26 protein-coding genes are annotated in these 25,575 nt (G+C 63.1%); 15 read left to right on the top strand and 11 right to left on the bottom strand.

What is annotated here, in order from left to right:
- Nucleotides 1–31: 31 nt before the first annotated feature.
- The 3 genes from KSS90_RS24265 to KSS90_RS24275 are packed head-to-tail and all read left to right on the top strand — an operon-like array spanning nucleotide 32 to nucleotide 3,695.
- The gene (locus KSS90_RS24265) at nucleotides 32–1,846 is read left to right on the top strand and encodes a sensor histidine kinase (protein WP_217867582.1); all 1,815 of its coding nucleotides are present in this window, start codon (nucleotides 32–34) and stop codon (nucleotides 1,844–1,846) included.
- A complete protein-coding gene (locus KSS90_RS24270) occupies nucleotides 1,843–3,243 on the top strand; it encodes a sigma-54-dependent transcriptional regulator (RefSeq protein ID WP_217867583.1) in 1,401 nt (466 codons plus the stop codon). Before KSS90_RS24265 ends, KSS90_RS24270 begins: the two co-directional genes overlap by 4 nt.
- Nucleotides 3,240–3,695: a thioesterase domain-containing protein gene (locus KSS90_RS24275; RefSeq protein ID WP_023630349.1), complete on the top strand. Its 456-nt coding sequence runs from the start codon at nucleotides 3,240–3,242 to the stop codon at nucleotides 3,693–3,695. The genes KSS90_RS24270 and KSS90_RS24275 overlap by 4 nt, the downstream gene beginning before the upstream one ends.
- Here KSS90_RS24275 and KSS90_RS24280 read toward each other — a convergent pair.
- Genes KSS90_RS24280 through nudE form a run of 4 tightly spaced genes read right to left on the bottom strand, consistent with a single transcriptional unit; the run spans nucleotide 3,684 to nucleotide 6,374 of the window.
- Complete coding sequence (locus tag KSS90_RS24280) at nucleotides 3,684–4,376, bottom strand: hypothetical protein (RefSeq protein WP_217867584.1); 693 nt, start codon at nucleotides 4,374–4,376, stop codon at nucleotides 3,684–3,686. The two genes, KSS90_RS24275 and KSS90_RS24280, sit on opposite strands and share 12 nt — an antisense overlap.
- The gene (locus KSS90_RS24285) at nucleotides 4,312–4,983 is read right to left on the bottom strand and encodes a biosynthetic peptidoglycan transglycosylase (protein WP_217867585.1); all 672 of its coding nucleotides are present in this window, start codon (nucleotides 4,981–4,983) and stop codon (nucleotides 4,312–4,314) included. The genes KSS90_RS24280 and KSS90_RS24285 overlap by 65 nt, the downstream gene beginning before the upstream one ends.
- 15 nt (nucleotides 4,984–4,998) lie before the next feature.
- A complete protein-coding gene (cysQ, locus tag KSS90_RS24290; protein ID WP_217867586.1) occupies nucleotides 4,999–5,811 on the bottom strand; it encodes a 3'(2'),5'-bisphosphate nucleotidase CysQ in 813 nt (270 codons plus the stop codon).
- Nucleotides 5,808–6,374, bottom strand: coding sequence for an ADP compounds hydrolase NudE (nudE, locus tag KSS90_RS24295; RefSeq protein ID WP_153785640.1), 567 nt, complete (start codon nucleotides 6,372–6,374; stop codon nucleotides 5,808–5,810). Before nudE ends, cysQ begins: the two co-directional genes overlap by 4 nt.
- A 64-nt stretch (nucleotides 6,375–6,438) precedes the next feature.
- On the opposite strand from nudE, the gene yrfG reads away from it, so the two are divergent.
- The gene (gene yrfG, locus KSS90_RS24300) at nucleotides 6,439–7,101 is read left to right on the top strand and encodes a GMP/IMP nucleotidase (RefSeq protein ID WP_217867587.1); all 663 of its coding nucleotides are present in this window, start codon (nucleotides 6,439–6,441) and stop codon (nucleotides 7,099–7,101) included.
- Nucleotides 7,102–7,166: 65 nt separating this feature from the next.
- Here the strand turns inward: yrfG and lysM are convergent, their stop codons facing one another.
- Nucleotides 7,167–7,607 (bottom strand): peptidoglycan-binding protein LysM, encoded by a 441-nt coding sequence (lysM, locus tag KSS90_RS24305; protein ID WP_217867588.1) that lies wholly within the window; start codon nucleotides 7,605–7,607, stop codon nucleotides 7,167–7,169.
- 175 nt (nucleotides 7,608–7,782) lie between these two features.
- Between lysM and fdhD the strand changes: the two genes are divergently transcribed.
- From fdhD to KSS90_RS24330, 5 genes are all read left to right on the top strand, one after another.
- Complete coding sequence (fdhD, locus tag KSS90_RS24310; RefSeq protein ID WP_217867589.1) at nucleotides 7,783–8,610, top strand: formate dehydrogenase accessory sulfurtransferase FdhD; 828 nt, start codon at nucleotides 7,783–7,785, stop codon at nucleotides 8,608–8,610.
- Between the two features lie 8 nt (nucleotides 8,611–8,618).
- Nucleotides 8,619–10,964, top strand: coding sequence for an FdhF/YdeP family oxidoreductase (locus KSS90_RS24315; RefSeq protein WP_217867590.1), 2,346 nt, complete (start codon nucleotides 8,619–8,621; stop codon nucleotides 10,962–10,964).
- A gap of 223 nt (nucleotides 10,965–11,187) precedes the next feature.
- Nucleotides 11,188–11,667 (top strand): glycine zipper domain-containing protein, encoded by a 480-nt coding sequence (locus KSS90_RS24320; RefSeq protein WP_217867591.1) that lies wholly within the window; start codon nucleotides 11,188–11,190, stop codon nucleotides 11,665–11,667.
- A 209-nt stretch (nucleotides 11,668–11,876) separates the two neighbouring features.
- Nucleotides 11,877–12,686 (top strand): CheR family methyltransferase, encoded by an 810-nt coding sequence (locus KSS90_RS24325; protein ID WP_217867592.1) that lies wholly within the window; start codon nucleotides 11,877–11,879, stop codon nucleotides 12,684–12,686.
- 118 nt (nucleotides 12,687–12,804) lie between these two features.
- A complete protein-coding gene (locus KSS90_RS24330; RefSeq protein ID WP_046857507.1) occupies nucleotides 12,805–13,461 on the top strand; it encodes a response regulator in 657 nt (218 codons plus the stop codon).
- Here KSS90_RS24330 and KSS90_RS24335 read toward each other — a convergent pair.
- Complete coding sequence (locus KSS90_RS24335; RefSeq protein ID WP_217867593.1) at nucleotides 13,451–13,885, bottom strand: acyl-CoA thioesterase; 435 nt, start codon at nucleotides 13,883–13,885, stop codon at nucleotides 13,451–13,453. The genes KSS90_RS24330 and KSS90_RS24335 overlap by 11 nt on opposite strands.
- A 126-nt stretch (nucleotides 13,886–14,011) precedes the next feature.
- Between KSS90_RS24335 and KSS90_RS24340 the strand changes: the two genes are divergently transcribed.
- On the top strand, nucleotides 14,012–14,455 hold the full coding sequence (locus KSS90_RS24340) for a ParC-related protein (RefSeq protein ID WP_217867594.1): 444 nt from the start codon (nucleotides 14,012–14,014) through the stop codon (nucleotides 14,453–14,455).
- Between the two features lie 411 nt (nucleotides 14,456–14,866).
- On the opposite strand, the gene KSS90_RS24345 is transcribed toward KSS90_RS24340, so the two are convergent.
- Together KSS90_RS24345 and hslO are read right to left on the bottom strand one after the other, a co-directional pair.
- Nucleotides 14,867–16,408, bottom strand: coding sequence for a phosphoenolpyruvate carboxykinase (locus KSS90_RS24345; RefSeq protein ID WP_217867595.1), 1,542 nt, complete (start codon nucleotides 16,406–16,408; stop codon nucleotides 14,867–14,869).
- Between the two features lie 179 nt (nucleotides 16,409–16,587).
- The gene (hslO, locus tag KSS90_RS24350; RefSeq protein ID WP_217867596.1) at nucleotides 16,588–17,490 is read right to left on the bottom strand and encodes an Hsp33 family molecular chaperone HslO; all 903 of its coding nucleotides are present in this window, start codon (nucleotides 17,488–17,490) and stop codon (nucleotides 16,588–16,590) included.
- A 108-nt stretch (nucleotides 17,491–17,598) separates the two neighbouring features.
- On the opposite strand from hslO, the gene KSS90_RS24355 reads away from it, so the two are divergent.
- Nucleotides 17,599–18,399, top strand: a complete 801-nt coding sequence (locus KSS90_RS24355) for a phosphatase PAP2 family protein (protein ID WP_217867597.1) — start codon at nucleotides 17,599–17,601, stop codon at nucleotides 18,397–18,399.
- A gap of 29 nt (nucleotides 18,400–18,428) precedes the next feature.
- On the opposite strand, the gene KSS90_RS24360 is transcribed toward KSS90_RS24355, so the two are convergent.
- A complete protein-coding gene (locus tag KSS90_RS24360) occupies nucleotides 18,429–18,830 on the bottom strand; it encodes an RNA-binding S4 domain-containing protein (protein WP_217867598.1) in 402 nt (133 codons plus the stop codon).
- Nucleotides 18,831–18,939: 109 nt separating this feature from the next.
- Between KSS90_RS24360 and rimB the strand changes: the two genes are divergently transcribed.
- Together rimB and rimK are read left to right on the top strand one after the other, a co-directional pair.
- The gene (rimB, locus tag KSS90_RS24365; RefSeq protein WP_225933110.1) at nucleotides 18,940–19,422 is read left to right on the top strand and encodes a retropepsin-like aspartic endopeptidase RimB; all 483 of its coding nucleotides are present in this window, start codon (nucleotides 18,940–18,942) and stop codon (nucleotides 19,420–19,422) included.
- Nucleotides 19,419–20,324, top strand: coding sequence for a 30S ribosomal protein S6--L-glutamate ligase (gene rimK / locus KSS90_RS24370; RefSeq protein ID WP_217867599.1), 906 nt, complete (start codon nucleotides 19,419–19,421; stop codon nucleotides 20,322–20,324). Before rimB ends, rimK begins: the two co-directional genes overlap by 4 nt.
- 34 nt (nucleotides 20,325–20,358) lie before the next feature.
- Here rimK and KSS90_RS24375 read toward each other — a convergent pair whose 3' ends face one another.
- Together KSS90_RS24375 and ompR are read right to left on the bottom strand one after the other, a co-directional pair.
- Nucleotides 20,359–21,672: an ATP-binding protein gene (locus KSS90_RS24375; protein WP_038707161.1), complete on the bottom strand. Its 1,314-nt coding sequence runs from the start codon at nucleotides 21,670–21,672 to the stop codon at nucleotides 20,359–20,361.
- Nucleotides 21,673–21,766: 94 nt separating this feature from the next.
- Entirely contained in the window at nucleotides 21,767–22,507 is a 741-nt protein-coding gene (gene ompR, locus KSS90_RS24380; protein ID WP_217867600.1) for an osmolarity response regulator transcription factor OmpR, read from the bottom strand.
- A 229-nt stretch (nucleotides 22,508–22,736) separates the two neighbouring features.
- On the opposite strand from ompR, the gene KSS90_RS24385 reads away from it, so the two are divergent.
- Nucleotides 22,737–25,061, top strand: coding sequence for a Tex family protein (locus KSS90_RS24385; protein WP_217867601.1), 2,325 nt, complete (start codon nucleotides 22,737–22,739; stop codon nucleotides 25,059–25,061).
- Nucleotides 25,061–25,444: a PaaI family thioesterase gene (locus KSS90_RS24390; protein ID WP_217867602.1), complete on the top strand. Its 384-nt coding sequence runs from the start codon at nucleotides 25,061–25,063 to the stop codon at nucleotides 25,442–25,444. The genes KSS90_RS24385 and KSS90_RS24390 overlap by 1 nt, the downstream gene beginning before the upstream one ends.
- The last annotated feature ends 131 nt before the right edge of the window (nucleotides 25,445–25,575 follow it).

A 25,575-nucleotide genomic window follows, 5' to 3' on the forward strand; every position in this document is an offset into this window, starting at 1 on the left:
TGCGCCAGATCCTACTGGCGCAATTATCGCGATGATCCCAAAACCCACCCTTCCCCGCCGCCCCCGCTGGCGCAGCCTGGCCCTGCTGGCGCTGTGCCTGGCCCCGCTGCTGTGGCCACTGCACCACCTGGCCGAGCGCTACTACCAGGACGAACTGGCCTCGCAGAACCGCCAGACCCTCGACCTGTACGTCGCCAACCTGCTGGGCACCCTGCACCGCTACGAAACACTGCCGCAGATCCTCGGCGACCTGCCGGCGCTGCGCGGCGTCCTGGCCGATCCGTTGCGCCTCGAACGGGTGACCAACGCCAACCGCCTGCTCAAGGACATCACCCGCCAGACCGGGGCCGAGGTGATGTACCTGATGGATGTCAGCGGCAACACGCTGGCGGCGTCCAACTGGGACAAGCAGGACAGCTTCGTCGGCCGCAACTTCTCGTTCCGCCCCTACTTCATCGAGGCGATGGAGGGCCATCTGGGACGTTTCTTCGGCCAGGGCACCACCTCGGCCAAGCGCGGCTACTTCTTCGCCGCCGCCGTGCATGATCGCGACAAGGTCATCGGCGTGCTGGTGGTCAAGGTCGACCTCGACCACACCGAAACCCTGTGGGGCCGCACGCCGGAGCAACTGCTGCTGACCGACCAGAACGGCGTGGTGGTGCTCACCTCGCGCCCGGATTGGCGTTTCCGCGCCACCCGCGAACTGACCGAGGCCGAGCGCCAGGCCATCGTCGCCATCCAGCCTTACCCGACCCAAGCCCCGCAGCCGCTGAGCCTCAACCGCGACGCCTGGCTGATCCAGACCCGCGACATCAAGGAAACCGGCTGGCAGGTGAGCATCCTTGCTCCCCGCCTGCTGGTCGATCGCTCGGTACAAACGGTCATGGCCATCGGCGGTGGCGCGCTGCTGGTGACCATGCTCCTGGCCGGCCTGGTCATGCAGCGCCGCCGCCACTACATCGACCGCATCGACTTCGAGGCCCTTGCCCGCCAGGAGCTGGAGAAGCGCGTGATCGAGCGTACCGCCGACCTCGAAGGCCTCAACACCCGGCTCAAGAGCGCGGTACTCGAGCGCGAGAGCGCCCAGCAGGAACTGGTACGCGCCCAGGACGAACTGGTCCAGGCCGGCAAGCTGTCGGTGCTCGGCACCATGTCGGCGAGCATCAGCCATGAACTCAATCAGCCGCTGGCGGCGATTCGCAGTTATGCCGAAAACGCCGAGATTCTCCTCGACCACCAGCGTACCGAGGACGTGCGCGGCAACCTCAAGCTGATCGGCGAACTGACCGGGCGCATGGCCTCGATCATCGCCCACCTGCGCGCCTTCGCCCGTCGCGACCAGCACGCGCCGGAGAGCGTCGCCCTGCAACCAGCCCTGGATGACGCCCTGGCGCTGTTGGCCAAGCGCCGCCGGGCCATGGCCGTGGAGCTGGTGCGCGACCTGCCCGAGGCCACTCTGTGGGTACAGGCCGGCGAAACCCGCCTGCGCCAGGTACTCGGCAACCTGCTGGCCAACGCCCTCGATGCCCTGACCGAAAAAGCCAACCCGCGCAAGCTGTGGCTGAGTGCCGAACGGCGGGACGACTGCGTCTACCTGTGCATCCGCGACAATGGCCCAGGCTTCAGCCGTCAGGCCCTGGAGCACGCCAAGGAGCCGTTCTTCACCACCAAGACCCGCACCCAGGGCCTCGGCTTGGGGCTGGCGATCTGCGAAAGCCTGATGCACGCGCTCGGCGGCGAGCTGCTGCTGGGCAACCACCCCGAGGGCGGCGCCCTGCTGACCCTGAAACTGCGCGTGGCCAAGCCTGGCGCCAACCTGCAATCTTCGGAGGACACCTCGGCATGAGCACCGAGACACCGATCGACAGCCGTGCCCAGGTGCTCCTGGTCGATGACGACCCGCACCTGCGCCAGGCCCTGAGCCAGACCCTGGACCTGGCCGGGCTCAAGGTGGTGGCCTTGGCCGACGCCCAGGGCCTGGCCGAACGCCTGGAGGAGGACTGGCCGGGCGTGGTGGTCAGCGATATCCGCATGCCCGGCATCGATGGCCTGCAACTGCTGGAGCAACTGCACGCCCGCGACAGCGAGCTGCCGGTGCTGCTGATCACCGGCCACGGCGATGTGCCACTGGCGGTACAGGCCATGCGCGCCGGGGCATATGACTTCCTGGAGAAACCCTTCGCCAGCGACGCGCTGCTCGACAGCGTGCGCCGCGCCCTGGCCCTGCGCCGCCTGGTGCTGGACAACCGCAGCCTGCGCCTGGCCCTGAGCGACCGCCAGCACCTGGCCACGCGCCTGGTCGGCCAGTCGCCCGGCATGCAACGCCTGCGCGAGCAGATCGGCGCCCTGGCCGGCACCCGCGCCGACGTGCTGATCCTTGGCGAGACCGGCGCCGGCAAGGAGGTGGTGGCGCGAGCCCTGCACGACCTGTCGAGCCGGCGCGACGGCCCGTTCGTGGCGATCAATGCCGGCGCCCTGGCCGAGTCGGTGGTCGAGAGCGAGCTGTTCGGCCACGAGCCGGGCGCTTTTACCGGCGCGCAGAAACGCCGCATCGGCAAGTTCGAGTTCGCCAATGGCGGCACGCTGTTCCTCGACGAAATCGAGAGCATGAGCCTGGATGTGCAGGTCAAGCTGCTACGCCTGCTACAGGAGCGGGTGGTCGAGCGCCTGGGCGGCAACCAGCTGATTCCGCTGGATATACGCATCATCGCCGCCACCAAGGAAGACCTGCGCCAGGCCGCCGACCAGGGTCGTTTCCGCGCTGACCTGTACTACCGTCTGAACGTCGCGCCGCTGCGTATCCCCGCGCTGCGCGAGCGCGGCGACGACATCCTGGTGCTGTTCCAGCACTTCGCCGACGCCGCCAGCGAACGCCATGGCCTGCCGCCCCACAACCTGCAACCGGCGCAGCGTGCCATGCTGCTGCGCCATGACTGGCCGGGCAACGTTCGCGAGTTGCAGAATGCCGCCGAACGCTTTGCCCTTGGCCTGGAGCTGGCCCTTGATGGCCAGGCGCCCGCGGCGGCCAACGATATCCAGGTTGCGGCGTCGACCGGCAACCTCAGCGAGCAGGTCGAGCAGTTCGAACGCTCACTGATCGCCGCCGAGCTGATGCAGCCGCACAGCTCCATGCGCAGCCTCGCCGAGGCCCTTGGCATCCCACGCAAAACCCTGCACGACAAGCTGCGCAAGCACAGCCTGAGCTTCGGCGGGCACGACGACCAGGAGGACAACCGTCAATGAGCAACGACAGCCAGTACCTGCAGTCCGTACTGCACAGCGATATTCCGCTGACCCGCGAGATGGGCATGGAAGTCATCGATTGGCAGGCGCACACCTTGCGCCTGAAGCTGCCATTGGCGCCCAACGTCAACCACAAGAGCACCATGTTCGGCGGCAGCCTGTACTGCGGCGCGGTGCTGGTGGGCTGGGGCTGGCTGCACCTGCGCCTGCGCGAGCTGGGAATCGATGACGGACATATCGTCATCCAGGAGGGGCAGATCAGCTACCCGCTGCCAGTCACCGGGGCTGCCGTGGCGCGTTGCCCGGCGCCGGACGAGAAGACCTGGGAGCGGTTTCTGACGATGTATCAACGTCGTGGACGGGCACGGCTGACGCTGGAGACGGTGGTGAGCAACGAGGGTAGTGACGAGCCTGCGGTGACGTTCAGCGGGCAGTACGTGCTACATAGGTAGCTTGATTTTCAACTCCGATAAGTTTGTAGCAACACGATCAACAAGATCGTCCCAGCTCCTGTAAAGCCTTGCGTTCAAACTAGTAAACTGAGGAACACCTTGAGTTACTTTTAACCTTTCCCCCGCCTGATACATCGTATCTTTTATCTTTAAAATTGTTGGCGTATAGTCCCTGAACGATGGAGCCTGAAAAGTATTTATATAACCAAGCCTTAAAAGACTATCTAACCGCTTACAAAAATCTGCTCGATTCGCCTTTGCCTTCTCTGAGCTTTCTATTCGCCCTGATTCAAATGCCTTCTTAAAGTCTTGTAACTCACCCCCACATCTATCAAAAAGACCTTTATCAACAATACTTAGATCAAAATCAGAAGAAACACTAAACGTATTCCCAAATTTGTGAGGCGCCATTGAGAAACCTATTCGACCACTACCCTGCAGAGTAACATCAACACTACTGATACCTAAAATGCTAGCAACCCAAAAACGCATCTCATCGTAAACACCTGCTCCCTCTTTGAAAGCAAATGGTATCCCTTCGCTTAACCACAACCTAGCCAGCGACTCCAGATCGTATTTAGATGAAGTTTTTAATATATGCTTAAACTCATGAGACTCAGGATGGTGCGCCAACTTTCTCAACATCGGGTTTGACTGATCGAATGGCTGCCAAGAAGTCATAATACCCCATCTCCTTATGTTTAGCATAAAGCCGAATAATATGAAGCTCTCTATTAACTATCTTAGCTTTTTTACTCTCACTCATCTTCAAAGGCTCTGGATATTTTAGTCGAGCAACCACCATCGCGGCTTCTTTAATAGATAGAATATCTCCATGCAGCCCAAGGCGCTTGCAAACCGCAGCATACCCTACCACTCCAGTCCCAAAGTAAGCCACACTCAAATACACAGGCGGAAATACACTTCTTTCCAGGCGGGCGGAAACCAAACACGACAATACGATTTCTTTAAACTTTCGCCTTAATGTACGCTCATAACTAGAACTCAAGACCCGCACGAGCTGCTGAACTATAGTACTACCACCTTCAGTGCCAATACCCAGTATCTTTTTTACACAAGCCCTGACTATTGACACAACATCAAAACCAGGATGACTATAGGCTCGATGGTCCTCGGCCGAGACTAAAGCACATTGTACCATAAACGAAGGCCGACATACTTCATAACCTAACCCATCATGTATTTTCAAAATACTCTGAGAAAGCCGATCCGCCTCACTACCATACAGTCGCTCAAAAAGCAGTCTGACCAAAAAACCCAGAAACATCCTACATCTCCATAATCATCTTCTTATTAATCTCTCCCAACCAAAACCATGAGGAAAAGCTAGAAAATAAGGGTTCAAATTATTAGCAACAGGACTGTACGTCAACCTCTCTCCTAGCATATTAACAACAGTACCTCCCGCCCCCTCTAATACTCCCTGAGCGGCGGCAGTATCCCATTGACAGGTAGGTGCTAAGCGAGGGTAGAAGTCAGCCTTTCCCTCAGCTAGCATGCAGAATTTCAGCGAACTGCCAATACTAGCTAACTCCAACTCGCCCACGACACTGCTGAGCCCAGCCAAAAGCGCATCCTGGTCCAAGCTGGAATGTCGGCGGCTAGCAACGACAGTGAAGCAGCCATCTGGCGGAGGTCCATTACGCACCTGGATCATCCGCGCCTCTTTATCGAGCTCCACTTTCCAGGCACCCAATGCACAGCCACCGAAATAACAATATCCATTGGTCGGCATCGCCACTACCCCGAACACCACCTCGCCGTTCTCGACCATCGCGATGTTGACAGTGAACTCCTCGCTACCGGCGATGAACTCCTTAGTGCCATCCAGCGGGTCAACCAGCCACCAGCGCTGCCAGCCTTGGCGGATGGTCAACGGAATCTCGCAGTCTTCCTCGGACAGCACCGGAATCTGCGGTGCCAGGGCCCGTAGGCCATCGACGATAACACGATGTGCCGCCAGGTCGGCAGCGGTTACCGGTGAATCGTCGGCCTTGCTGGTGACCGCCACATCGGCGCGCCAGAACGGCAGGATCGCTTCGCCGGCCAAGCGAGCGAGTGCCACCACGTCGAGCATCAATTGCCGATCATTCATACGCTCAGCACCCCACGCTGAATCAGCAGATCACGGGCCAGGTACAACGCCGCCAGCGCCCGACCTTCGCTGAACTGCGGGTGCATAGCCAGGGCCGAGAGCTCGCGCAGGTTGACCTTGTCGACACGCATCGGCTCGGGTTCGTCGCCTTCCAGACGCTCTTCATAGAGGTCGCTGGCCAGGACCACCTGGATCTTCTGGCTCATGTAGCCGGGCGACAGCGACAGCTCGGTCAGGTGCTCGAGCTGACGCGCGCCGAAGCCTGCCTCTTCCTTGAGCTCCCGGTCGGCGGCGGCTAGTACGTCCTCGCCCGGCTCGATCAGCCCCTTGGGCAGGGACAGCTCGTACTCGTCGGTACCGCCGCAATACTCCTCGACCAGCACCGCGTGCTCGGCGTCGAGCATGGCCACGATCATCACCGCGCCATAGCCGTTGCCACGGCCGACCAGTCGCTCATAGGTGCGCTCGGTGCCGTTGGAGAAGCGCAACTGCACGGCTTCGACGCGGAACAGGCGGCTGCTGGCGACGATCTCGCGACTGAGGACGGTGGGTTTCTGGCGCATGGGGCGGCTCCTTGGCGTGAACGGGTTACTATACCGTGGCTTGCCGACTGATCGAGAATTTCCCATGCCTGTTCTTCCCTGGTCCGCCATCGATACCGTCCTGCTGGACATGGACGGCACCCTGCTCGACCTGCATTACGACAACCGCTTCTGGCTGGAGCACCTGCCCCAGCGCTATGCCGAGCTGCATGGCGTGAGCCGGGCCATGGCCGAGCTCGAGCTGCGCCCTTTGTTCGAACAGCATGCCGGCACGCTCAACTGGTATTGCCTGGACTTCTGGAGCCGTGAACTGCGCCTGCCGATCCGCGAGCTCAAGCTGGAGATTGCCGACCTGATCGCCTTGAAGCCGGATGCCGATACCTTCCTCGCCGCCATTCGCAAGGCTGGCAAGCGGGTGGTGATGATCACCAACGCGCACCGCGACTCGCTGTCGCTGAAGCTGGAGCGGGTGGAACTGGAGCCGTACTTCGAACGACTGATCAGCTCGCACGACTATGGCTATCCGAAGGAGAGCCCGCAGTTCTGGGATGCGCTGCAGGCGGACATAGGTTTTGAACCGGCGCGCAGCCTGTTCATCGACGACACCTTGGCGATTCTGCGCAGTGCTCGGCGGTTTGGCGTGGGATACCTGTTGGCTGTACGCCAGCCGGATAGTCGGGCCGAGCTGCGGGATACCCAAGAGTTTGCGGCGGTCGAGAATTATCGGGATTTGTTGACTGGGCTGTAGGCCTTATCGCGGGACAAGCCCGCTTCCATGAGTGCTCCGTCGTGGAAGCGGGATCGTCGACAAACTCAATCAGGAATACGCAGCACCTGTCCCCGATAAATCTTGTCCGGATGTTTGAGCATCGGCTTGTTCGCTTCAAAGATCTTGTTGTACTTGTTAGCGTCGCCATAGACACGCTTGGATATAGCACTCAAGGTGTCACCCTTCTCGACCTCGACGAACCGAGCCGCCTGGGCCACCGGCCCGGTAACGGTTATCTGGTCATCCACCGAGGCCACACCGGCGATGTTGCCTGCAGCCAGGATGATCTTCTCCTTCTCTTCCTGGCTCCTCACCTCGCCCTTGAGGATGACCTTGTCACCCTCTACAGTGGCCGAGATGTTCGGATTGCCCAGACCAACGTCCTGGACGTGTTTCTTCAACTGTTCCTCGGCATTGGCGTTACCCGGCGTCAGCAGGTCGATCAATTCCTCGCCGGCTTCCTTCACGAAACTGAACAGGCTCATGTGGCGCTCCTTTGATGGTGAATCCGTGGAAGCAGGAGTCTAGGCCAGGATCGGCCAACCCGCCCCGGTGCGACCAATCGACGCGCTCTATCACGGGATAGACGCTAGCGATTAGACGCCATCTGCACAGGGGCCTAGGCTTGTGGGGTCAAACTGCCAGCCGGTATTCGAGCCGATGAACAGCAAGCCACCGGTCTGCGCGGCGCCCACGCCTCTGGCCCTGCCCGCCGCCAGCAATACCTACGACTACGTCCAGCTTTCCGATGCCGCCCGCGACAATACCCCGCTGGCCGAGGAAGTGGCGTTGGCGATCGTCTACAACGGCCTGAACCAGGCGGTAATGCTGGTCAGCCCGACCGACCTGGAAGACTTCGCCGTCGGTTTCAGCGTCGGCAGCGGCATCGTTGCCGGTACCGAAGAAATCTATGACGTGAAGCTCTCCGGCAGCGGTTCGGCGCTCTACGCCGACCTGGAGATTTCCAGCCGCGCCTTCTGGAACCTGAAGAACCAGCGCCGCCAACTGGCCGGCACCAGCGGCTGCGGCCTGTGTGGCGTCGAGGCATTGGAGCAGGCGCTGCCCGAACTGGACGTGCTGCCCGGCGCGCCGCTGCCGCCCGCCCACTGGCTGAAAGACCTGCGCCAGCGCATCGACGCCTTCCAGCCTCTCGGCCAGCACTGCGGCGCGGTACATGCGGCGTTGTTCATGGACCGCGACGGCCAGCTGCTGCTGGGCCGCGAGGACATTGGCCGGCACAACGCCCTGGACAAGCTGATCGGCGCCCTGCTGCGCCAGCGCATCGAGACCCAAGGGGGGCTGGCCATCGTCACCAGCCGCTGCAGCCTGGAGCTGATCCAGAAAGTCCTGCGTGCCGGCATCCAAACCTTGGTCAGCCTCTCCGCGCCCACCGGCCTGGCCCTGCAATGGGCGCGCAAGCACAACCTCAACCTCATTCATCTGCCCAAACACAGCGCACCGCGGGTGTTCAGCCCAGCGGCGGAGTAGTAACAGCCGTGACCTCCTACGAAAAACTGCCAGACAACGCCCCCGCCTCCACCCCTCGCTACAAACCCTACCCCGGCCCTGCCGGCGGCTGGGGCGCGCTGCGCAGCGTGGCCAAGGCCTGGGTGGGCAGCGACAATGCCCTGAAAAACATTCGCGCCCTGCTCAAGACCAACCAGAACGGCGGTTTCGACTGCCCCGGCTGCGCCTGGGGCGACTCGCCCGAGAGCGGCATGGTCAAGTTCTGCGAGAACGGCGCCAAGGCGGTCAACTGGGAAGCCACCAAGCGCCGGGTGGACGCCGCGTTCTTCGCCCGCTACAGCGTCAGCGCGCTGCTCGGACAGAGCGACTATTGGCTCGAGTATCAGGGCCGGCTGACCGAGCCGATGGTCTATGACCCGACCACCGACCGCTACCAACCGATCGACTGGGACGCCGCCTTCGCCCTGATCGCCCGGCATTTGAACAACTTGTCCAGCCCTGACCAGGCGGAGTTCTACACCTCCGGCCGGGCCAGCAACGAGGCGGCCTATCTCTATCAGCTGTTCGTGCGCGCCTACGGCACCAACAATTTCCCCGACTGCTCGAACATGTGCCATGAGGCCAGTGGCGTGGCCCTGGGCCAGAGCGTCGGCGTGGGCAAGGGCACGGTCACCTACGACGACTTCGAGCACGCCGACACGATCTTCGTCTGGGGCCAGAACCCCGGCACCAACCACCCGCGCATGCTCGACCCGCTGCGTGACGCGGTGAAACGCGGCGCCCAGGTGGTGTGCGTCAACCCGCTCAAGGAGCGTGGCCTGGAGCGCTTCCAGCACCCGCAGAACCCGCTGGAGATGCTGACCAACAGCGACCGCCCGACCAACACCGCATTCTTCCGCCCGGCGCTGGGCGGCGACATGGCGCTGCTGCGCGGCATGGCCAAGTTCCTGCTGCAATGGGAGCGTGAGGCCCAGGCCAGCGGCGCGCCGGCGATCTTCGATCATGCGTTCATCGCCGAACACGGCCATGGCGTGGACGAATACCTGGCGGTGGTCGACGCCACGCCATGGGAACAGATCGAGGCACAGTCCGGACTGACCCTGGCCGATATCGAGCTGTCGGCACGCATGTACTGCAAAGGCAAGCGGGTGATCATGTGCTGGGCCATGGGCATCACCCAGCACCGCCATTCGGTGCCGACCATCCAGGAAATCGTCAACCTGATGCTGCTGCGCGGCAACCTCGGGGCCCCTGGCGCCGGCCTGTGCCCGGTACGCGGCCACAGTAACGTGCAGGGCGACCGCACCATGGGCATCAACGAACGCCCACCGGTGTTCCTGCTCGATGCCATCGAAAAACGCTTCGGCTTCCCAGTACCACGCCACAACGGTCACAACACCGTCGAGGCCATCCACGCCATGCTGGAAGGCCGGGCCAAGGTGTTCATCGGCTTGGGCGGCAACTTCGCCCAGGCCACGCCGGACACTGAGCGCACCGCCCAGGCGCTGCGCAACTGCGAGTTGACCGTGCATATCAGCACCAAGCTCAACCGCAGCCACCTGATTCACGGCAAACAGGCGTTGATCCTGCCGTGCCTGGGCCGCACCGATATCGACCTGCAGGGCGAAGGCCCGCAGGCAGTGACGGTGGAGGACTCGTTCAGCATGGTCCACGCCTCCAACGGCCAGCTCAAGCCGCTGTCCAGGCAGATGCGCTCGGAGCCAGCGGTGGTTGCCGGCATCGCCGCCGCCACCCTGGGCAAGCAGCCGGTGGACTGGCACTGGCTGGTGGCCGACTACGACCGCATCCGCGATCTGATCGCCGACACCATCCCGGGCTTCGCCGACTTCAACGAGCGTCTGCGCCTGCCCGGCGGCTTCTACCTGGGCAACAGCGCCGGCAGCCGCCAGTGGAAGACCGCCAGCGGCCGCGCCAACTTCAAGGCCAATCTCCTACCGGACAGCCTGCTCGACGAGCGCGTGCGCGCCAGCGGCCAGCTACCGGACCTGATCATGCAGTCGATGCGCTCGCACGATCAGTACAACACCACCATCTACGGCATGGACGATCGCTACCGCGGCGTGCGCGGCCAGCGCGACATACTGTTCGCCAACGAAGCCGATATCGTCCGCCTGGGCTTCCAGCCGGGGCAAAAGGTCGACATCGTGTCGCTCTGGGGCGATGAGCATGTGCGCCGGGTGCATGGCTTCACCCTGCTGGCGTTCGACATCCCCGCCGGCCAGGCGGCGGCCTACTACCCGGAGGTGAACCCGCTGGTGCCGCTGGAGAGCATCGGTGACGGCAGCCACACGCCGACGTCGAAGTTCATCGCCATCAAGCTGGAGCGCGCGCGGGACGACGGGCGCATCATCTGACTCGCGCCCGGCAAAGCTGAACGCCACCCACAAAAAAGCCCTGTTCCGCAACGGTTCAGGGCTTTGTCATAAGTACCTCAGACAAGCAAAAATCGAGAAAGTTTCATACATAATTCAATAACTTAGAGAATTGTGTACAACTCGTGCTACTCGTCGGATTCCGATTGCCAGCCGCTTCGCCGAGCCTCAAATTCCGCTTCGTCATCCCTCTGAGGCTCTCTTGATGAAGAAGTACTCCTCGATTCTGTTGTTGTCTTTCGGTCTGCTCAGCGGCGTTGCCATGGCAGGCGGCACCACCGAGGCCGGCATTGGCGGCGCATTGGGTGGGGTACTGGGCTCCGTGGTGGGCAACTCCATCGGTGGTAGCACCGGCGGCGCCATAGGTGCCGGCCTGGGCGGCGCGGCCGGCGGTGCCCTGGGTGCCGACAAGCGCCAGCGCGGCGAGGCGGCCATCGGTGGCGCGCTTGGCGCGGCCGGCGGCAACGTGGTCGGTCGCTCGATGGGCGGCACCACCGGTAGCTACATCGGTGCGGCGGCCGGCGGTGGCGCTGGTGGCGCTCTGGGTAACTACATGGGCAACAAGGCCGACGAAGACGAGCGCCATGAGTCGCGCCGCTACCGTCGTGACTACGATGACCGCCGCCACTACGATCGCGGCCACCACTACGGCCACCGCAAGCACAAGCGTCACTGGCGCGACTGATCGCCAGGCGTACGCCTGACGCCTAAGGCCCTGCCCCCACCGGCAGGGCCTTTTCGTTTGCGGACCCGCCAGGGGATTAAGGGCCACCCCGATATGGAGGCCACTAGCCACTAGCTATCATCGCAGTTTCGACCACGCACAGGACGCAGGGAATGCGCGCGACCTTCACCGATCTCATCTGTCTGCCCCGGGCCAGGAGAGGCTGAAGGATGCCCAGCCGCCGCCCGCCACTGCTCAGCGAAGCCAACTTTGCGTCGATACGCCAACGGGTGATGCAGGCTACCGGCGTGCAACTGGCCGATGACCGCCGGGCCGTCGTCGCGGCGCGCCTGCACAAGCGACTCAAGACCTTGGGCCTGGTGGATTTCGAGCATTACCTCGCCTTGCTCGAGAGTGCCGAGGGCCAGGATGAGCACGACAACCTGCTCCGCTTGCTGGTTGCCCGCGACAGCTACTTCTTTCGCGAGCATCGCCATTTCGAATGCCTGGCCCGTTGGCTGGCCGAGCTCGACCACCCCGCTCGCCTGTGGAGCGCAGCCTGCGCCACCGGCGAAGAAGCCTGGAGCCTGGCCATGGTCGCCGCCGAACATGCCCATCACCCTGGCTGGCAGGTGTTGGCCAGCGACTTCGACCCACAACTGCTGGAATGCGCAGGCGCCGGCATCTACGACATCGCCCAGGCGCGCTACTTTCCCGAAGGCTGGCTGGCCCGTCACTGCCTGTGCGGCGTCGGCGCGACGGCCGGACGACTATCCGTGGCACCGGCCCTGCGCAAGCAGGTACGCTTCGAGGCGATCAACCTCATCCGGCCCCTGCCTGCGCATCTCGGCAGTTTCGACGTCATCCTGTTGCGCAACCTGTTGTCGAGCCTGGCGCCCCGCTACAAAAGCGAAGTCCTCCAGCACCTTTTGGCACACCTGCGCCCCGGCGGCCTGCTGATCATCGGCCACAGCGAAAGCGTCCATGCGCTGGGCCTACCCCTGCGCCCCCTACTGCCATCGGTGTTCGAACGCCTATGATAAGAGGCACTGCCGCGCCCATCGGCAGACAAGGACTGATCGCGCAGTTGCGCGGCAGTGCGCTTTCGGATCGAGCAAGCCTGCCGCCCCCCTTCCCTTGCGAAACAGGCCCTTTTCCATGCCCTGCCGAATCCTGCTTGCCGATCACTCGCCCCTCTTCCGCGCCGGCCTGCGTGCCTTGCTCGAGCAGAAGAAAGACTTCGTCGTGGTGGGCGACACCGGCGATGCCATGAGTGCCGTGAGCCTGGCCGAAAAACTCAAGCCGGACATCGTGGTGCTCGACATGAGCGGCGAACTGGACAGCCAGCAAGCCCTGCAGGAGCTGTTCATCCGCGCCCCTGCCAGCCGAGTGCTGATGTTCTCGCCGCGCTCGGAACTCGAGCATGTGATGAGCTGCCTGCAGCTCGGCGCCCATGGTTTCCTGCTCAAGAACGCCACGGTAACCGAGCTGGAGCAGGCCCTGCAGACCCTGCGCGGCGGTGGCCAGTATCTGTCGTCGGCGGTGCTGCCGATGGTCATCGGCCAGGCGCTCAAGCACAGCCGCAAGCGCGTTGCCAATCAGGTCCAGCCGCCGCCCCTGACCACCCGCCAGCTGGAGATCCTGCGCCTGATCGCCCGCGGCGAGACCACCCGCTCCATCGCCGACGGCCTGGGGTTGAGCATCAAGACGGTCGAGGCACACCGCTCGCAGATCATGCACCGTCTGCAGATCCACGACGTGCCCGGCCTGGTGCTGTTCGCCGTGCGCGAAGGGATCATTCGCCTCAACGATTGAGCGACAGCCCGGCGAGGATCAGTTGCAGTGTTTCCGGCAGTGCCGCCGGGCGGCCTGACGCACGCTCGATGAACACCTTCACCACGCTGCCCGCCGCACAGGCCTCGGCCTCGCCCGGGCGGAACAGCGCCAGGCGGAACTCAACGGTGCTGCCCGCCAGACGGGTCACCCCCAGGCCCACCTCAAGCACGTCGGGAAAGCCAGGCAAGGCGAAGAAGTCTGCCGCCGAACTCACGACGAAACCGGCCAGTTCACCGTCACGCAGGTCCAGCTCGGCCTGTTCGACCAGGAAGGCCTGGATCGCGGTTTCGAAGCAGGCATGCACGGTAGAGCCAGCGAGGTGGCCGTTGTGGTCATTGTCCTGAGGACGGGTGAGGATGGGGTGGAAATGGGAGAAGGCGGAGCGTTGAGGGGATTCTGTCATGAGAACAACCTTATTTCCTTTGCATGTCAGCGAAGCTTCCCACATAGGCTTGGGGACGCCTATAGTCGCAATCAACAATAGATTGCATAAGATAGTACGCGTCCCATGAAACCGAGACATACCCCCGTGCCGACCCTGCAAGTGGATCATGCCAACCTCAGTTGCCTGGCTGAAAGCCGTCGAATCAACGCCACCCACATCGTTGGGCAACCCGGAGGCTGGGCTGTTCAGGTGGATGTCGACGATCAGGAGCACGTACTCACCGCTCAGCGTAGCGGCAACGTGCGGCTGTTCAAGAAGCTAGAGACGCTGGTCAGCTACCTGCATGACCTGGGTATCGACCATTTCGAAGTCGATAGCTCGATATGGGATGCGCGACAGACCACCACCTATCAGCGGCCGGATCGCGCCAAGGCACTTAAAAGGGCCCATGAGGCGGCGGCCTACGACGCCTGGTTCAGCGAACAGGTCGAAGCAAGCCGTCGCGATTCATCACCTGCGCTGGATGACGAAGAGGTCGAGAAGTTCTTTGCCGCCCGCCGAGCCGAGCTGAGAGCCAAAAACCGCTGATGCGCCTTGAAGGCCAGGCCGAGGTGTTCGACGATTTGGCTGTAGCGCCTATCAGATCGAGCGCCGCCCGCGCGGCGCATCGCGGATGAATCCGCTCCTACATTCGTTGCAACGTACCGAACCTGTCTGGCCATGGTTGCCAGCCTTGGCGCAAGGCCCAAGGCAGGTGAGGCGGCGGCAATGCCCCCGAAAAATCGCGTCGAGCGCACAAGGCTCACAACCATGGCTTATCAGGCATGGCCACGTTGCAAAAAATGTAGGAGCGGATTCATCCGCGATGCGCCGCGCGGGCGGCGCTCGGTCTCACAGATACCACAGATCTGACGCCGAACACCTTGAAAGGAATGGCCATGATTTCAACCACGAAAAAGCCGCCCCGAGGGGCGGCTTCCTTTCCGAACCGGCAGCAGCTTACAGCTGCGGACCAGCGGCCTTGATGGCGTCGGAAACGTCGAACTTCTTGAAGTTCTCGGTGAACAGCGTGGCCAAGCCCTTGGCAGCTTCGTCGTAGGCAGCCTTGTCAGCCCAGGTGTTGCGCGGGTTGAGCAGTTCGGTCTCGACGCCCGGAACGGCCTTCGGCACGTCCAGGTTGATGATGTCCAGGTGCTCGGTCTCGGCACCGACCAGCGCGCCGCTCTGGATGGCGGCGATCACGCCACGGGTAGTCGGGATGCTGAAGCGCTTGCCAACGCCATAGCCACCACCGGTCCAGCCAGTGTTGACCAGGTAGACCTTGGAACCGAACGCCTTGATGCGCTTGATCAGCAGCTCGGCGTAGACGCCGGCTGGGCGCGGGAAGAACGGTGCGCCGAAGCAGGTGGAGAAGGTCGACTTGATGCCGCTGCCCGAACCCATTTCGGTGGAACCGACCAGCGCGGTGTAGCCGGACAGGAAGTGGTAGGCCGCCTGCTCGTTGTTCAGGATCGACACTGGCGGCAGCACGCCGGTCAGGTCGCAGGTCAGGAAGATGACCGCGTTCGGCTCGCCGCCCAGGTTCTTCTCGGAGACCTTGGCTACGTGGGTCAGCGGGTAGGCTGCACGGCTGTTCTGGGTCAGGCTCACGTCGGCGTAGTCGGCGTGCTTGGCGTCGTCGATGACGACGTTTTCCAGCACTGCGCCGTGCTTGATGGCTTTCCAGATAACCGGCTCGTTCTTCTCGGACAGGTCGATGCACTTGGCATAGCAACCGCCTTCGATGTTGAAGACAACGCCTTCGCCCCAACCGTGCTCGTCGTCACCGATCAGGTAGCGGCTTTCGTCGGCCGACAGGGTGGTCTTGCCGGTACCGGACAGGCCGAAGAACAGGGTGACGTCACCCGCTTCGCCGATGTTGGCGGCGCAGTGCATCGGCAGCACATCGGCGGCCGGCAGCAGGAAGTTCTGCACCGAGAACATGGCTTTCTTCATTTCACCGGCGTAACGCATGCCGGCGATCAGCACTTTCTTCTGGGCGAAGTTGATGATCACGCAGCCGTCGGAATTGGTGCCGTCACGCTCTGGCACGCACTCGAAGTTGGCGACGTTGAGAACCTGCCATTCATCGCGGCCAGCCGGGTTGTATTGGGCCGGGTTGATGAACAGGCAACGGCCGAACAGGTTCTGCCAGGCGGTCTGGGTGGTCATCTTGACCGGCAGGTAGTGCTCGGCGGCAGCGCCTACGTGAACGTAGGAAACGAAGTGATCCTGGGCGTTGTTGAACGCCTCGACACGGTCCCACAGGGCATCGAACTTGTCGGCCGGGAACTTGCGGTTGATCGGGCCCCAGCCAATCTGGTCCTGGGTGGAAGGTTCTTCGACGATGAAACGGTCAGCCGGCGAACGGCCGGTGCGGTGACCGGTTTCCACCACCAGCGCGCCAGTATCGGCCAGCACGCCTTCACCGCGGGACAGCGCTTCTTTTACCAGCTCATCGACGCTCAGGTCGGTGTACACGGTGTTGTTGGCTTGCGTCATGAGATACCCCATCCGGCCCGAGGCCGAGTGCTCCAAACGTTTTGTAGTTGTCTCGAAAAAACTACTACAGCGAAAAAAGTGGCCGGATTATGCCAGAAACGCCCAAAAAAAGTAGGCCCCTCCTGTCAGAACTGCGCTTTTGCGCAATTCGACAGGAGTATTTCCTGTAGTGAACCGTTTCAGTGCTGAGTTTCTGACGGCGCCTCGGTACCACCGCCAGCAAACAATTGCGCAACATCGCTCGCGTCGAACACATAGCGCTCGTTGCAGAACTGGCAATCGATCTCGACCTGACCGCCGCATTCGGCCACCAGCGCCTTGGCATCCGGCTCACCGAGGCTGACCAGAGCGTTGCCGGAACGCTCGCGCGAGCAGCTGCAGCGGAAGCGTAGCGGCTGGATATCGAACAGGCGAACCGCGTCCTCGTGGTACAGGCGGTGCAGCACGGTTTCGTTGTCCAGGCCGAGCAGTTCCTCGATCTTCACGGTGTTGGCCAGGGCCTTGACGTGGGCCCAGCTTTCCTCGCGCTCCTCGCTGTCCTTGTGGATCTCGGCCGGCAGCTGCTGCACCAGCAGGCCACGGGCGCGGGTGCCATCGGCGGTCAGGGAGATGCAGGTGTTCACCTGCTGCGACATGACGAAGTAGTTGGTGAAGCACTCCGACAGGTCCTTGCCGTCCAGCTCGACGGTGCCCTGGTAACGCTGGCCGTTGACCGGAATGATGGTCAGCACCAGATGACCGCCCGGCATCAGATCGGCAAGGCTGGCATCCGCCTTGATCTGCTCGGCCTCGTAGCGCGCCAGGCCACGGATGTCGTGCTCGCTGGTGTACTCGATGGCTAGCAGCGGAACCGGGCCCTGGGACTGCGCCTGGAGCACCAGCAACCCATCGAACTTCAGGGTGCCGACCAGCAGCGCGGCGGCGGCCATCAGTTCACCGAGCAGATGCTTTACCGGCTGCGGGTAGTCGTGCTTGGCCAGCACCTCGGCGTAGCTGCGTTCCAACGCGACCATCTCGCCGCGCACGTCGCGGTCGTCGAACAGGAAGCGTTGAGTGAAATCGGTATCTGGCAAGTCGCTCATGGTTGTCTGGCTTTCTAAAAATGATTACAAAATAATTACAGGAGACCGAAAGGTCCGTCGCAGAGCGCTCACAAGGCGCTCACTTCCTGCTGGATATCGAGGTATTTTATGGACAATCGACCGCTGTTCCAAGCAAGGTGGTCCTGGGGACCTTTGGCAGCCTGCACCCTGCTACCCATCGCACTACTGTGTTTCTGGTTGTGGCCCGTTGGCCAGATCCTTTGCCTGACATTCGACGAGTGGCTGTTCCACAGCCTCAATGCGCCGCTGGCCGACAACACCACCTGGCGCTACATCTGGACAGTTGGCAGCCTGCGCCCGTTCGACATCGTCGTCGGCCTGATCCTTCTGGCAGTGCTTATCCGTGGCGACTGGGTGTTCAAGGCAGCCCAGGTCCGCCAGGCCTTTTTCGGCTTTCTGGTCACGCTACTCCTCTTAGTGGTGATTCGCGCGCTGTTTTCCAAGTGGGTGGATGCAGCCGGGTGGCAACACAAGAGCCCGTCGATGATGTTCGACGACGTGGTGCATCTAAGTGACTACTACCCGAACCTCGAGGCAGCCTGGGAGCTGAAGGACCGCTCGAGCAAGAGTTTCCCGGGGGATCACGCCTCGGTGTTGCTGGTCTGGGCACTATTCATGAGCCTGTTCAGCCGTCGCCCGCTGCAGTACCTGCTGGTGTGGGGGCTGGCGCTGCTATTCATGCTGCCGCGCCTGGTTGCCGGTGCCCACTGGGGACAGGATGACTACATCGGTGGTTTGCTGATGGCGGTACTGGCGTTGGGCTGGAGCTGCTACACACCGCTGGCTGCAAAAGGCAGCGCAGCGTTGCTGCGCTGGACGACGCCGCTGTTCGACCTGCTGGGCAAGTTACCGTTGATCGGGCGGATGAGCGTGGTTCGCGCCGCCTGATCGTTCTCGGGGGCCGCTATGCGGCCCCGTCACTCGAAACTGCCGTGCAACTGGTGAATCTGCCGACGCTGCTTCTTGTTCGGCCGCCCATCGGTGGTCATGCCCAGCGCACCCGCCTTGCGCAGCTCGGCAGCTTGCTCGCGGCGCTTCACACTCTCGGCGGTTTCCTCATACAAGGTCTGTGCCTCGGGCGCACCACGGCGCACCACCGACAACGCCCTGACCACCACAGTGCGCTCGTCGAAGCCGGTGCGCAGCACGAACTCCTCACCCACCCGTGGTTCCTTGCCGGGTTTGCAGCGCTCGCCCCGGCAATGCACCTTGCCGCTTTCGATGGCCGCCTTGGCCAATGCGCGGGTCTTGTAGAAGCGCGCCGCCCATAGCCACTTGTCCAGGCGTACCTTGTCGTCGTCTTCAGGCTTTTGTGCCATGGTTTTTCCTCGAATTCTGTCTTTCACGGAACTGTACTACCGTGACTGACAGATGCAAAAAGTCCGTGCCGTCATTACAGTTCACCTCCTTATCCACAGGGCGCGCTTAGTGAAGACTTTTGACCACCTGACTGTGATCGGCCTGCGCGAGTGGGTCGCCCTGCCCGGCCTCGGCGTTGCTGGCCTGCGCGCCAAAATCGACACCGGCGCCAGCACCTCCAGCCTGCACGCCACGGAGGTCGAACCATTCGAACGCGATGGCCAGCAATGGGTACGCTTCACCGCCCACCTGGGTTCGGTGGTGCAACTGCGCCATCGGCGCTGCGAAGCGCCAATGGTCACCATGAAGACGATCAAGAGTTCCAACGGCCATGCCCAGACCCGCTATGTGATCCGTACGCCCCTGGCGCTCGGAGACCGGGTCTGGGAGGTCGAATTCACCCTGGCCTGCCGCAAGAGCATGCGCTATCGGCTGCTACTCGGGTCCAAGGCGCTTATCCACGGCCAACTGGTGGTCAACCCCGGCCTCAAGTACGTTCAGGACAAACCGGCCTTCACGGCCACCCTTTCCCCTGTCACAGGTGCTGCATGAAGATCGCTGTGCTGTCGCGCAATCCGCGTCTGTATTCCACCCGCCGCCTGGTCGAGGCCGGCATCCAGCGGGGCCATGAAGTGGTGGTGATCGACACGCTCCGGGCCTACATGAACATTGCCAGCCACAAGCCGCAGATCCACTACCGCGGCAAACCATTGGAAGGCTTCGATGCAGTGATCCCACGCATTGGCGCGTCGGTTACCTTCTATGGCTGCGCGGTGCTGCGCCAGTTCGAGATGATGGGCGTCTACCCGCTCAACGAATCGGTGGCCATCGCCCGCTCGCGGGACAAGCTGCGCTCGCTGCAGTTGCTGTCGCGGCGCGGTATCGGCCTGCCGGTCACCGGCTTCGCCCACTCGCCGGACGACATCCCCGACCTGATCCAGATGGTCAACGGCGCGCCGCTGGTGATCAAGGTACTGGAAGGTACCCAGGGCATCGGCGTGGTGCTGTGCGAGACCACCAAGGCCGCCGAGTCGGTGATCGAGGCGTTCATGGGCCTGAAGCAAAACATCATGGTCCAGGAGTACATCAAGGAGGCCGGTGGCGCCGATATCCGCTGCTTCGTGGTCGGCGACAAGGTGATCGCCTCGATGAAGCGCCAGGCCAAGCCGGGCGAGTTCCGCTCCAACCTGCATCGCGGGGGCGTGGCCAGCTTGATCAAGATCACCCCCGAAGAGCGCATGACCGCGATTCGCGCAGCCAAGGTAATGGGATTGAGCGTGGCGGGTGTGGATATCCTGCGTTCGAATCATGGGCCACTGGTGATGGAAGTGAACTCGTCGCCGGGCCTGGAGGGGATCGAGGTGACTACCGGCAAGGACGTGGCCGGGATGATCATCGAGCACCTGGAGAAGAACAGCGGGCCGAACCAGACCCGGACCAAGGGCAAGGGTTAACCGCATCGCGGGGCGACTTGCCCCGCGATTGATTTCACACAGCGTTACGCGGCAGCAACAAACCCAACGGCAACCGCACCCGCGCCTCGATCCCGCCACCGGAGCGGTTGCGCAATTCAACATTGCCGCCATGCTGCGCGGCGATCCGTTTGACGATCGCCAACCCCAGCCCGGTGCCCTTGCCGCCCCGCGCCCGGTCGCCACGGATGAACGGGTTGAAGATGGTCTCCAGCTCCGACTCGTCGATCCCCGCCCCCCGATCCAGCACGCTGAGCACCACATAAGGCGCGCTCTGGTCACCCGACACATAGGCCGCCACCTCAACCCCCTTGCCGGCGTGATGCAGGGCGTTGCCGATCAGGTTGCCGAGCATGCGCTTGAGCGAGACACGGCGCAGAGGGAATGGCGGAATGGGCTCGAGACACAGGCGCACCTGTTCCTCATGCTGGTTGTAGGGCGCCACCACTTCGTAGATCAGATCGTTCAGGTCGACCTCTTCCACCGGCTCGTCACGCCCGTCACGGATGAACGCCAGGAACTGGTCGAGGATCGCGTCCATGTCTTCGATATCGCGGACCATGTCCTCGCTGAGGTCGCTTTCGTTGCCCATCAGCGACAACGACAGGCGCAACCGGGTCAGCGGCGTGCGCAGGTCGTGGGAAACGCCCGCCAGCATCAGCTCGCGCTCGCGCCCGGCCTGCTCGACATCCTCGGCCATCTGGTTGAACGCCCGGTACACTTCGGTCATTTCGCTGGGGGTGTCGCTGATCGGCAAACGCACACTGCGCCCCTGGCCCAGCTGGCGGGCGGCGAACACCAGGCGCTTGAGCGGCTGGTTGAGCTGGCGCACGAAGATCCAGGCCGAAGCCGTGGACAACAAGCCGATGGCCAGGAACCAACCAAGCACGTTCCAGATCTTCTGCCCGCGCAGCGGATGCGGATACAGCGGCACCTTGAGCCAGCCCGGGCCCAGGCTTGGGGCGTTCACCCATAACGCGGGCGGCGCGTGGATACGCAACCGCACTTCGGTATCCTCCCCCAGCTCAGCCTGCATCTGGCGCTGGTAGATCTCGCTGTAGGGCCAGTGCTGCTCGCCCTCCGGCACGCCGGCGCCGGTCACACGGATCAGGCCGGCGGCCTCGGCAATCTGGTCGCGGTTCTCTTCATCCGCCGCCCAGTAGGCGCGCAGCGTCAGGGCCACACCGTGGCTGTACTGGCGGTCGACCAGCACATCCTCGTTCATCAGCAGGTACACAAGCGTCAGTGCCTTGGAGAACAGCACGACGATCAGCACCAGCCAGAGGGTGCGGGCGAAGAAGCTTTGCGGGAACCAGAGAGGCGTTTTCATCGATCAACTACTGTGCTGAAAAGGCCGGTCGCCATAGACGAAAACAGGGCGACCCACTTGGGTCGCCCTGCTGCCTCCTGACGAGCCGGCAGGCTCATTTGCCGGCGTTTCCGTCCGGCACGAAGACGTAGCCCACACCCCATACGGTCTGGATGTAACGTGGTTTGGAAGGATCGGGCTCGATCATCCGGCGCAGGCGCGAAATCTGCACATCGATGGAGCGCTCGAGGGCATCCCACTCGCGACCACGGGCCAGGTTCATCAGCTTGTCGCGGGTCAGCGGCTCGCGAGCGTGCATCACCAGGGCCTTGAGCACGGCGAACTCGCCGGTGGTGAGCATGTGCGTCTCGTCGCCACGCTTGAGCTCGCGGGTGGCCAGCGACAATTCGTAGTCGCCAAAAGTGACGGTCTCTTCCTCGCTGCCCGGCGCACCCGGTACGGACGGGGCCTGGCGGCGCAGCACGGCCTTGACTCGAGCCACCAATTCGTCGGGATTGAACGGTTTGGCCAGGTAATCGTCGGCGCCCAGCTCCAGGCCCTTGATACGGCTGAGCTCATCGCCCTTGGCGGTGAGCATGATGATCGGGATCTGATTGTTCGAGGCGCGCAGGCGTTTGCAAGCGGACAAGCCGTCCTCGCCGGGTAGCATCAGATCGAGCACCACCATGTTGAACACTTCACGGGCCAGCAGGCGATCCATCTGTTCGACGTTGGGCACGGTGCGCACACGGAAGCCCTTGCTGGTGAAGAAGCGGTCCAGCAGGCTGCTCAGGCCCGGATCGTCGTCGACGATGAGAATCTTGTCGCCTTCTACGGCGTTTGCGGTGCTGGTCATGAATGTCTCCTCTGATATCGCCGCGCATTATGGCGTAGCCATTGCCGCGCGTGCCGTGTGCATTGTTAGCAGATTTTTCCCGCCGTGCCACTGCCGCCCCACCGACAGCTGGCGCCGCGCCATCACCGCAAGCCCGGCACGATGGGTATAATGCGCGGCTTTCACCCAGTGTCGCCGGGGCTGAACGCCCACCCGCGGCCTTGCATTCACTATTTGTCAGGTGGTTTTCATGGACAGCATCAACAGCCGTATCGCCGAGGAACTGGGCGTGCGCCCACAGCAGGTCGAAGCGGCCGTGGGCCTGTTGGACGAAGGATCGACCGTGCCCTTCATCGCCCGTTACCGCAAGGAAGTGACCGGCAGCCTGGATGACACCCAACTGCGCCACCTGGAAGAGCGCCTGCGCTACCTGCGCGAGCTCGACGAGCGTCGCGCCAGCATCCTGGCCAGCATCGAGGAGCAGGGCAAGCTGACCCCCGAGCTGGCCCGCGAGATCAAGCTGGCCGATACCAAGACCCGCCTCGAAGACCTCTACCTGCCGTACAAGCAGAAGCGCCGCACCAAGGGCCAGATCGCCCTGGAAGCCGGCCTGGGCGAGCTGGCCGATGGCCTGTTCAACGACCCGCAACTGAACCCGGAAACCGAAGCCGCGCGCTTCGTCGACGCGGACAAGGGCGTGGCCGACGTCAAGGCTGCGCTGGAAGGCGCCAAGTACATCCTCATGGAGCGCTTCGCCGAAGACGCCGGCCTGCTGGACAAGCTGCGCAACTTCCTCAAGCAGGAAGCGGTGCTCACCGCCCGCGTAGTCGCCGGCAAGGAAGACGAAGGCGCCAAGTTCCGCGATTACTTCGCCCATGACGAGCTGCTGCGCAGCGCGCCGTCGCACCGCGCCCTGGCGATCTTCCGCGGGCGCAACGAAGGCGTGCTGAGCGCCTCGCTGAAGGTCGGTGAAGAACTGCCGGGCACCCTGCACCCGTGCGAGCTGATGATCGGCAACCATGTCGGCATCGAGAACCGCAACCGCCCCGCCGACAAGTGGCTGGGCGAGGTGGTGCGCTGGACCTGGAAGGTCAAGCTCTACACCCACCTGGAAACCGACCTGTTCGGCGAACTGCGCGACAACGCCGAAGGCGAGGCGATCAACGTCTTCGCCCACAACCTGCACGATCTGTTGCTGGCCGCCCCGGCCGGCCCGCGCGCCACCCTCGGCTTCGACCCGGGCCTGCGTACCGGCTGCAAGATCGCCGTGGTCGATGCCACCGGCAAGCTGCTGGACTACACCACGGTCTACCCGCACGCGCCGAAGAATGACTGGGACCGCACCATTTCCGTCATGGCCGCGCTGTGCGCCAAGCACTCGGTGGAGCTGATCGCCATCGGCAACGGCACTGCCAGCCGCGAGAGCGACAAGCTAGTTGCGGAGCTGGTCAAGAAGTACCCAGCACTGAAGATCACCAAGATCATGGTTTCCGAGGCTGGCGCTTCGGTGTACTCGGCCTCTGAACTGGCCGCCCGCGAGTTCCCGGACCTGGATGTGTCGATCCGCGGCGCGGTGTCCATCGCCCGCCGCCTGCAGGACCCGCTGGCCGAGCTGGTGAAGATCGACCCGAAATCCATCGGCGTCGGCCAGTACCAGCACGACGTGTCGCAGGTGAAACTGGCCCGTGGCCTGGACGCCGTGGTCGAGGACTGCGTGAACGCCGTGGGCGTGGACGTCAACACCGCCTCGGTGGCCCTGCTGACGCGCATCTCCGGCCTCAATGCCACCCTGGCGCAGAACATCGTCGCCCACCGCGACGCCAACGGCCCGTTCGCCACCCGCGCGGCGCTGAAAAAGGTCAGCCGCCTGGGCGAGAAAACCTTCGAGCAGGCCGCCGGTTTCCTGCGCGTGATGAACGGCGACAACCCGCTGGACGCCTCGGCGGTGCATCCGGAGGCCTACCCGCTGGTGCAGCGCATCGCCGCCGACACCGACCGCGACATCCGCTCGCTGATCGGCGACAGCGGCTTCCTCAAGCGCCTGGATCCGAAGAAATTCACCGACGAGTCCTTCGGTCTGCCGACCGTCACCGACATCCTCCAGGAACTCGACAAGCCAGGTCGCGACCCGCGCCCGGAGTTCAAGACCGCCACCTTCCAGGACGGCGTCGAGGACCTCAAGGACCTGGAACCCGGCATGATCCTCGAAGGCGTGGTGACCAACGTCACCAACTTCGGTGCTTTCGTCGACATCGGCGTGCATCAGGATGGCCTGGTACACATCTCGGCGCTGTCGGAGAAGTTCGTCAAGGATCCGCGTGAGGCGGTCAAGGCCGGCGACGTGGTCAAGGTCAAGGTCATGGAAGTGGACATCCCGCGCAAGCGCGTCGGCCTGTCCATGCGCATGAGCGACACCCCGGGTGAGAAGGTCGAGGGCAATCGTGGTGGCAACCGTGGCAACGGCGGCAATCGCCAGCAGCAGGCGCCGCGCCAGCGCGAGACCGCCACCGCCGCACCAGCCAACAACGCCATGGCGGCGCTGTTCGCCAACGCCAAGCAACTGAAGAAGAAGTGATGGTAGTACCGAAGGAGTATGTCGAAAGCGCCTTCAGCCAGCTCCTCGGCTGCCGCCTGCAACGCCTGGAAGCGGGTGTTGCAGAAGTGGCCCTGGCGCTCGAGCCGCACCTGCGCAATCGCGGCCAGAAGCTGCACGGCGGGGCGATCTTCAGCCTGGTGGACATCAGCATGGGCCTGGCCTGCTCGGCAAGCCATGGTTTCGACCAGCAGAGCGTGACCATCGAGTGCAAGATCAACTACATGCGCGCCGTCAGCGAGGGCGAGGTCGTGTGTACCGCCCGGGTACTGCACGCCGGTCGGCGCACGCTGGTGGTCGACGCCGACGTGCTTCAGGACGACAAGCTGGTGGCCAAGGCGCAGGGAACCTTCGCGGTTCTCTAGCTGATTTAGCTAAATCTGCGGTATTTTCGAGCTACTCGGGGCCGCTTCGCGCCCCATCGCCGGCAAGCCGGCTCCCACAGGGGTATGCATGCTCTGTGGGAGCCGGCTTGCCGGCGATGGGGCGCGAAGCG

Source organism: Pseudomonas maumuensis, from assembly GCF_019139675.1.
GTDB classification, from domain to species: domain Bacteria; phylum Pseudomonadota; class Gammaproteobacteria; order Pseudomonadales; family Pseudomonadaceae; genus Aquipseudomonas; species Aquipseudomonas maumuensis.

Bases quoted from the DNA above. Each gene is read 5' to 3' on its own strand.
- yrfG (WP_217867587.1), top strand. From the start codon at position 6,439: ATGCCTGTTCTTCCCTGGTCCGCCATCGATACCGTCCTGCTGGACATG.
- rimK (WP_217867599.1), top strand. From the start codon at position 19,419: ATGAAGATCGCTGTGCTGTCGCGCAATCCGCGTCTGTATTCCACCCGC.
- KSS90_RS24335 (WP_217867593.1), bottom strand. From the start codon at position 13,885: ATGACAGAATCCCCTCAACGCTCCGCCTTCTCCCATTTCCACCCCATC.
- KSS90_RS24320 (WP_217867591.1), top strand. From the start codon at position 11,188: ATGAAGAAGTACTCCTCGATTCTGTTGTTGTCTTTCGGTCTGCTCAGC.
- ompR (WP_217867600.1), bottom strand. From the start codon at position 22,507: ATGACCAGCACCGCAAACGCCGTAGAAGGCGACAAGATTCTCATCGTC.
- KSS90_RS24275 (WP_023630349.1), top strand. From the start codon at position 3,240: ATGAGCAACGACAGCCAGTACCTGCAGTCCGTACTGCACAGCGATATT.
- KSS90_RS24360 (WP_217867598.1), bottom strand. From the start codon at position 18,830: ATGGCACAAAAGCCTGAAGACGACGACAAGGTACGCCTGGACAAGTGG.
- hslO (WP_217867596.1), bottom strand. From the start codon at position 17,490: ATGAGCGACTTGCCAGATACCGATTTCACTCAACGCTTCCTGTTCGAC.
- KSS90_RS24325 (WP_217867592.1), top strand. From the start codon at position 11,877: ATGCCCAGCCGCCGCCCGCCACTGCTCAGCGAAGCCAACTTTGCGTCG.
- KSS90_RS24330 (WP_046857507.1), top strand. From the start codon at position 12,805: ATGCCCTGCCGAATCCTGCTTGCCGATCACTCGCCCCTCTTCCGCGCC.
- KSS90_RS24390 (WP_217867602.1), top strand. From the start codon at position 25,061: ATGGTAGTACCGAAGGAGTATGTCGAAAGCGCCTTCAGCCAGCTCCTC.
- lysM (WP_217867588.1), bottom strand. From the start codon at position 7,607: ATGAGCCTGTTCAGTTTCGTGAAGGAAGCCGGCGAGGAATTGATCGAC.
- nudE (WP_153785640.1), bottom strand. From the start codon at position 6,374: ATGCGCCAGAAACCCACCGTCCTCAGTCGCGAGATCGTCGCCAGCAGC.
- KSS90_RS24280 (WP_217867584.1), bottom strand. From the start codon at position 4,376: ATGACTTCTTGGCAGCCATTCGATCAGTCAAACCCGATGTTGAGAAAG.
- KSS90_RS24355 (WP_217867597.1), top strand. From the start codon at position 17,599: ATGGACAATCGACCGCTGTTCCAAGCAAGGTGGTCCTGGGGACCTTTG.
- KSS90_RS24385 (WP_217867601.1), top strand. From the start codon at position 22,737: ATGGACAGCATCAACAGCCGTATCGCCGAGGAACTGGGCGTGCGCCCA.
- fdhD (WP_217867589.1), top strand. From the start codon at position 7,783: ATGAACAGCAAGCCACCGGTCTGCGCGGCGCCCACGCCTCTGGCCCTG.
- KSS90_RS24270 (WP_217867583.1), top strand. From the start codon at position 1,843: ATGAGCACCGAGACACCGATCGACAGCCGTGCCCAGGTGCTCCTGGTC.
- KSS90_RS24265 (WP_217867582.1), top strand. From the start codon at position 32: ATGATCCCAAAACCCACCCTTCCCCGCCGCCCCCGCTGGCGCAGCCTG.
- KSS90_RS24285 (WP_217867585.1), bottom strand. From the start codon at position 4,983: ATGTTTCTGGGTTTTTTGGTCAGACTGCTTTTTGAGCGACTGTATGGT.
- cysQ (WP_217867586.1), bottom strand. From the start codon at position 5,811: ATGAATGATCGGCAATTGATGCTCGACGTGGTGGCACTCGCTCGCTTG.
- KSS90_RS24345 (WP_217867595.1), bottom strand. From the start codon at position 16,408: ATGACGCAAGCCAACAACACCGTGTACACCGACCTGAGCGTCGATGAG.
- KSS90_RS24375 (WP_038707161.1), bottom strand. From the start codon at position 21,672: ATGAAAACGCCTCTCTGGTTCCCGCAAAGCTTCTTCGCCCGCACCCTC.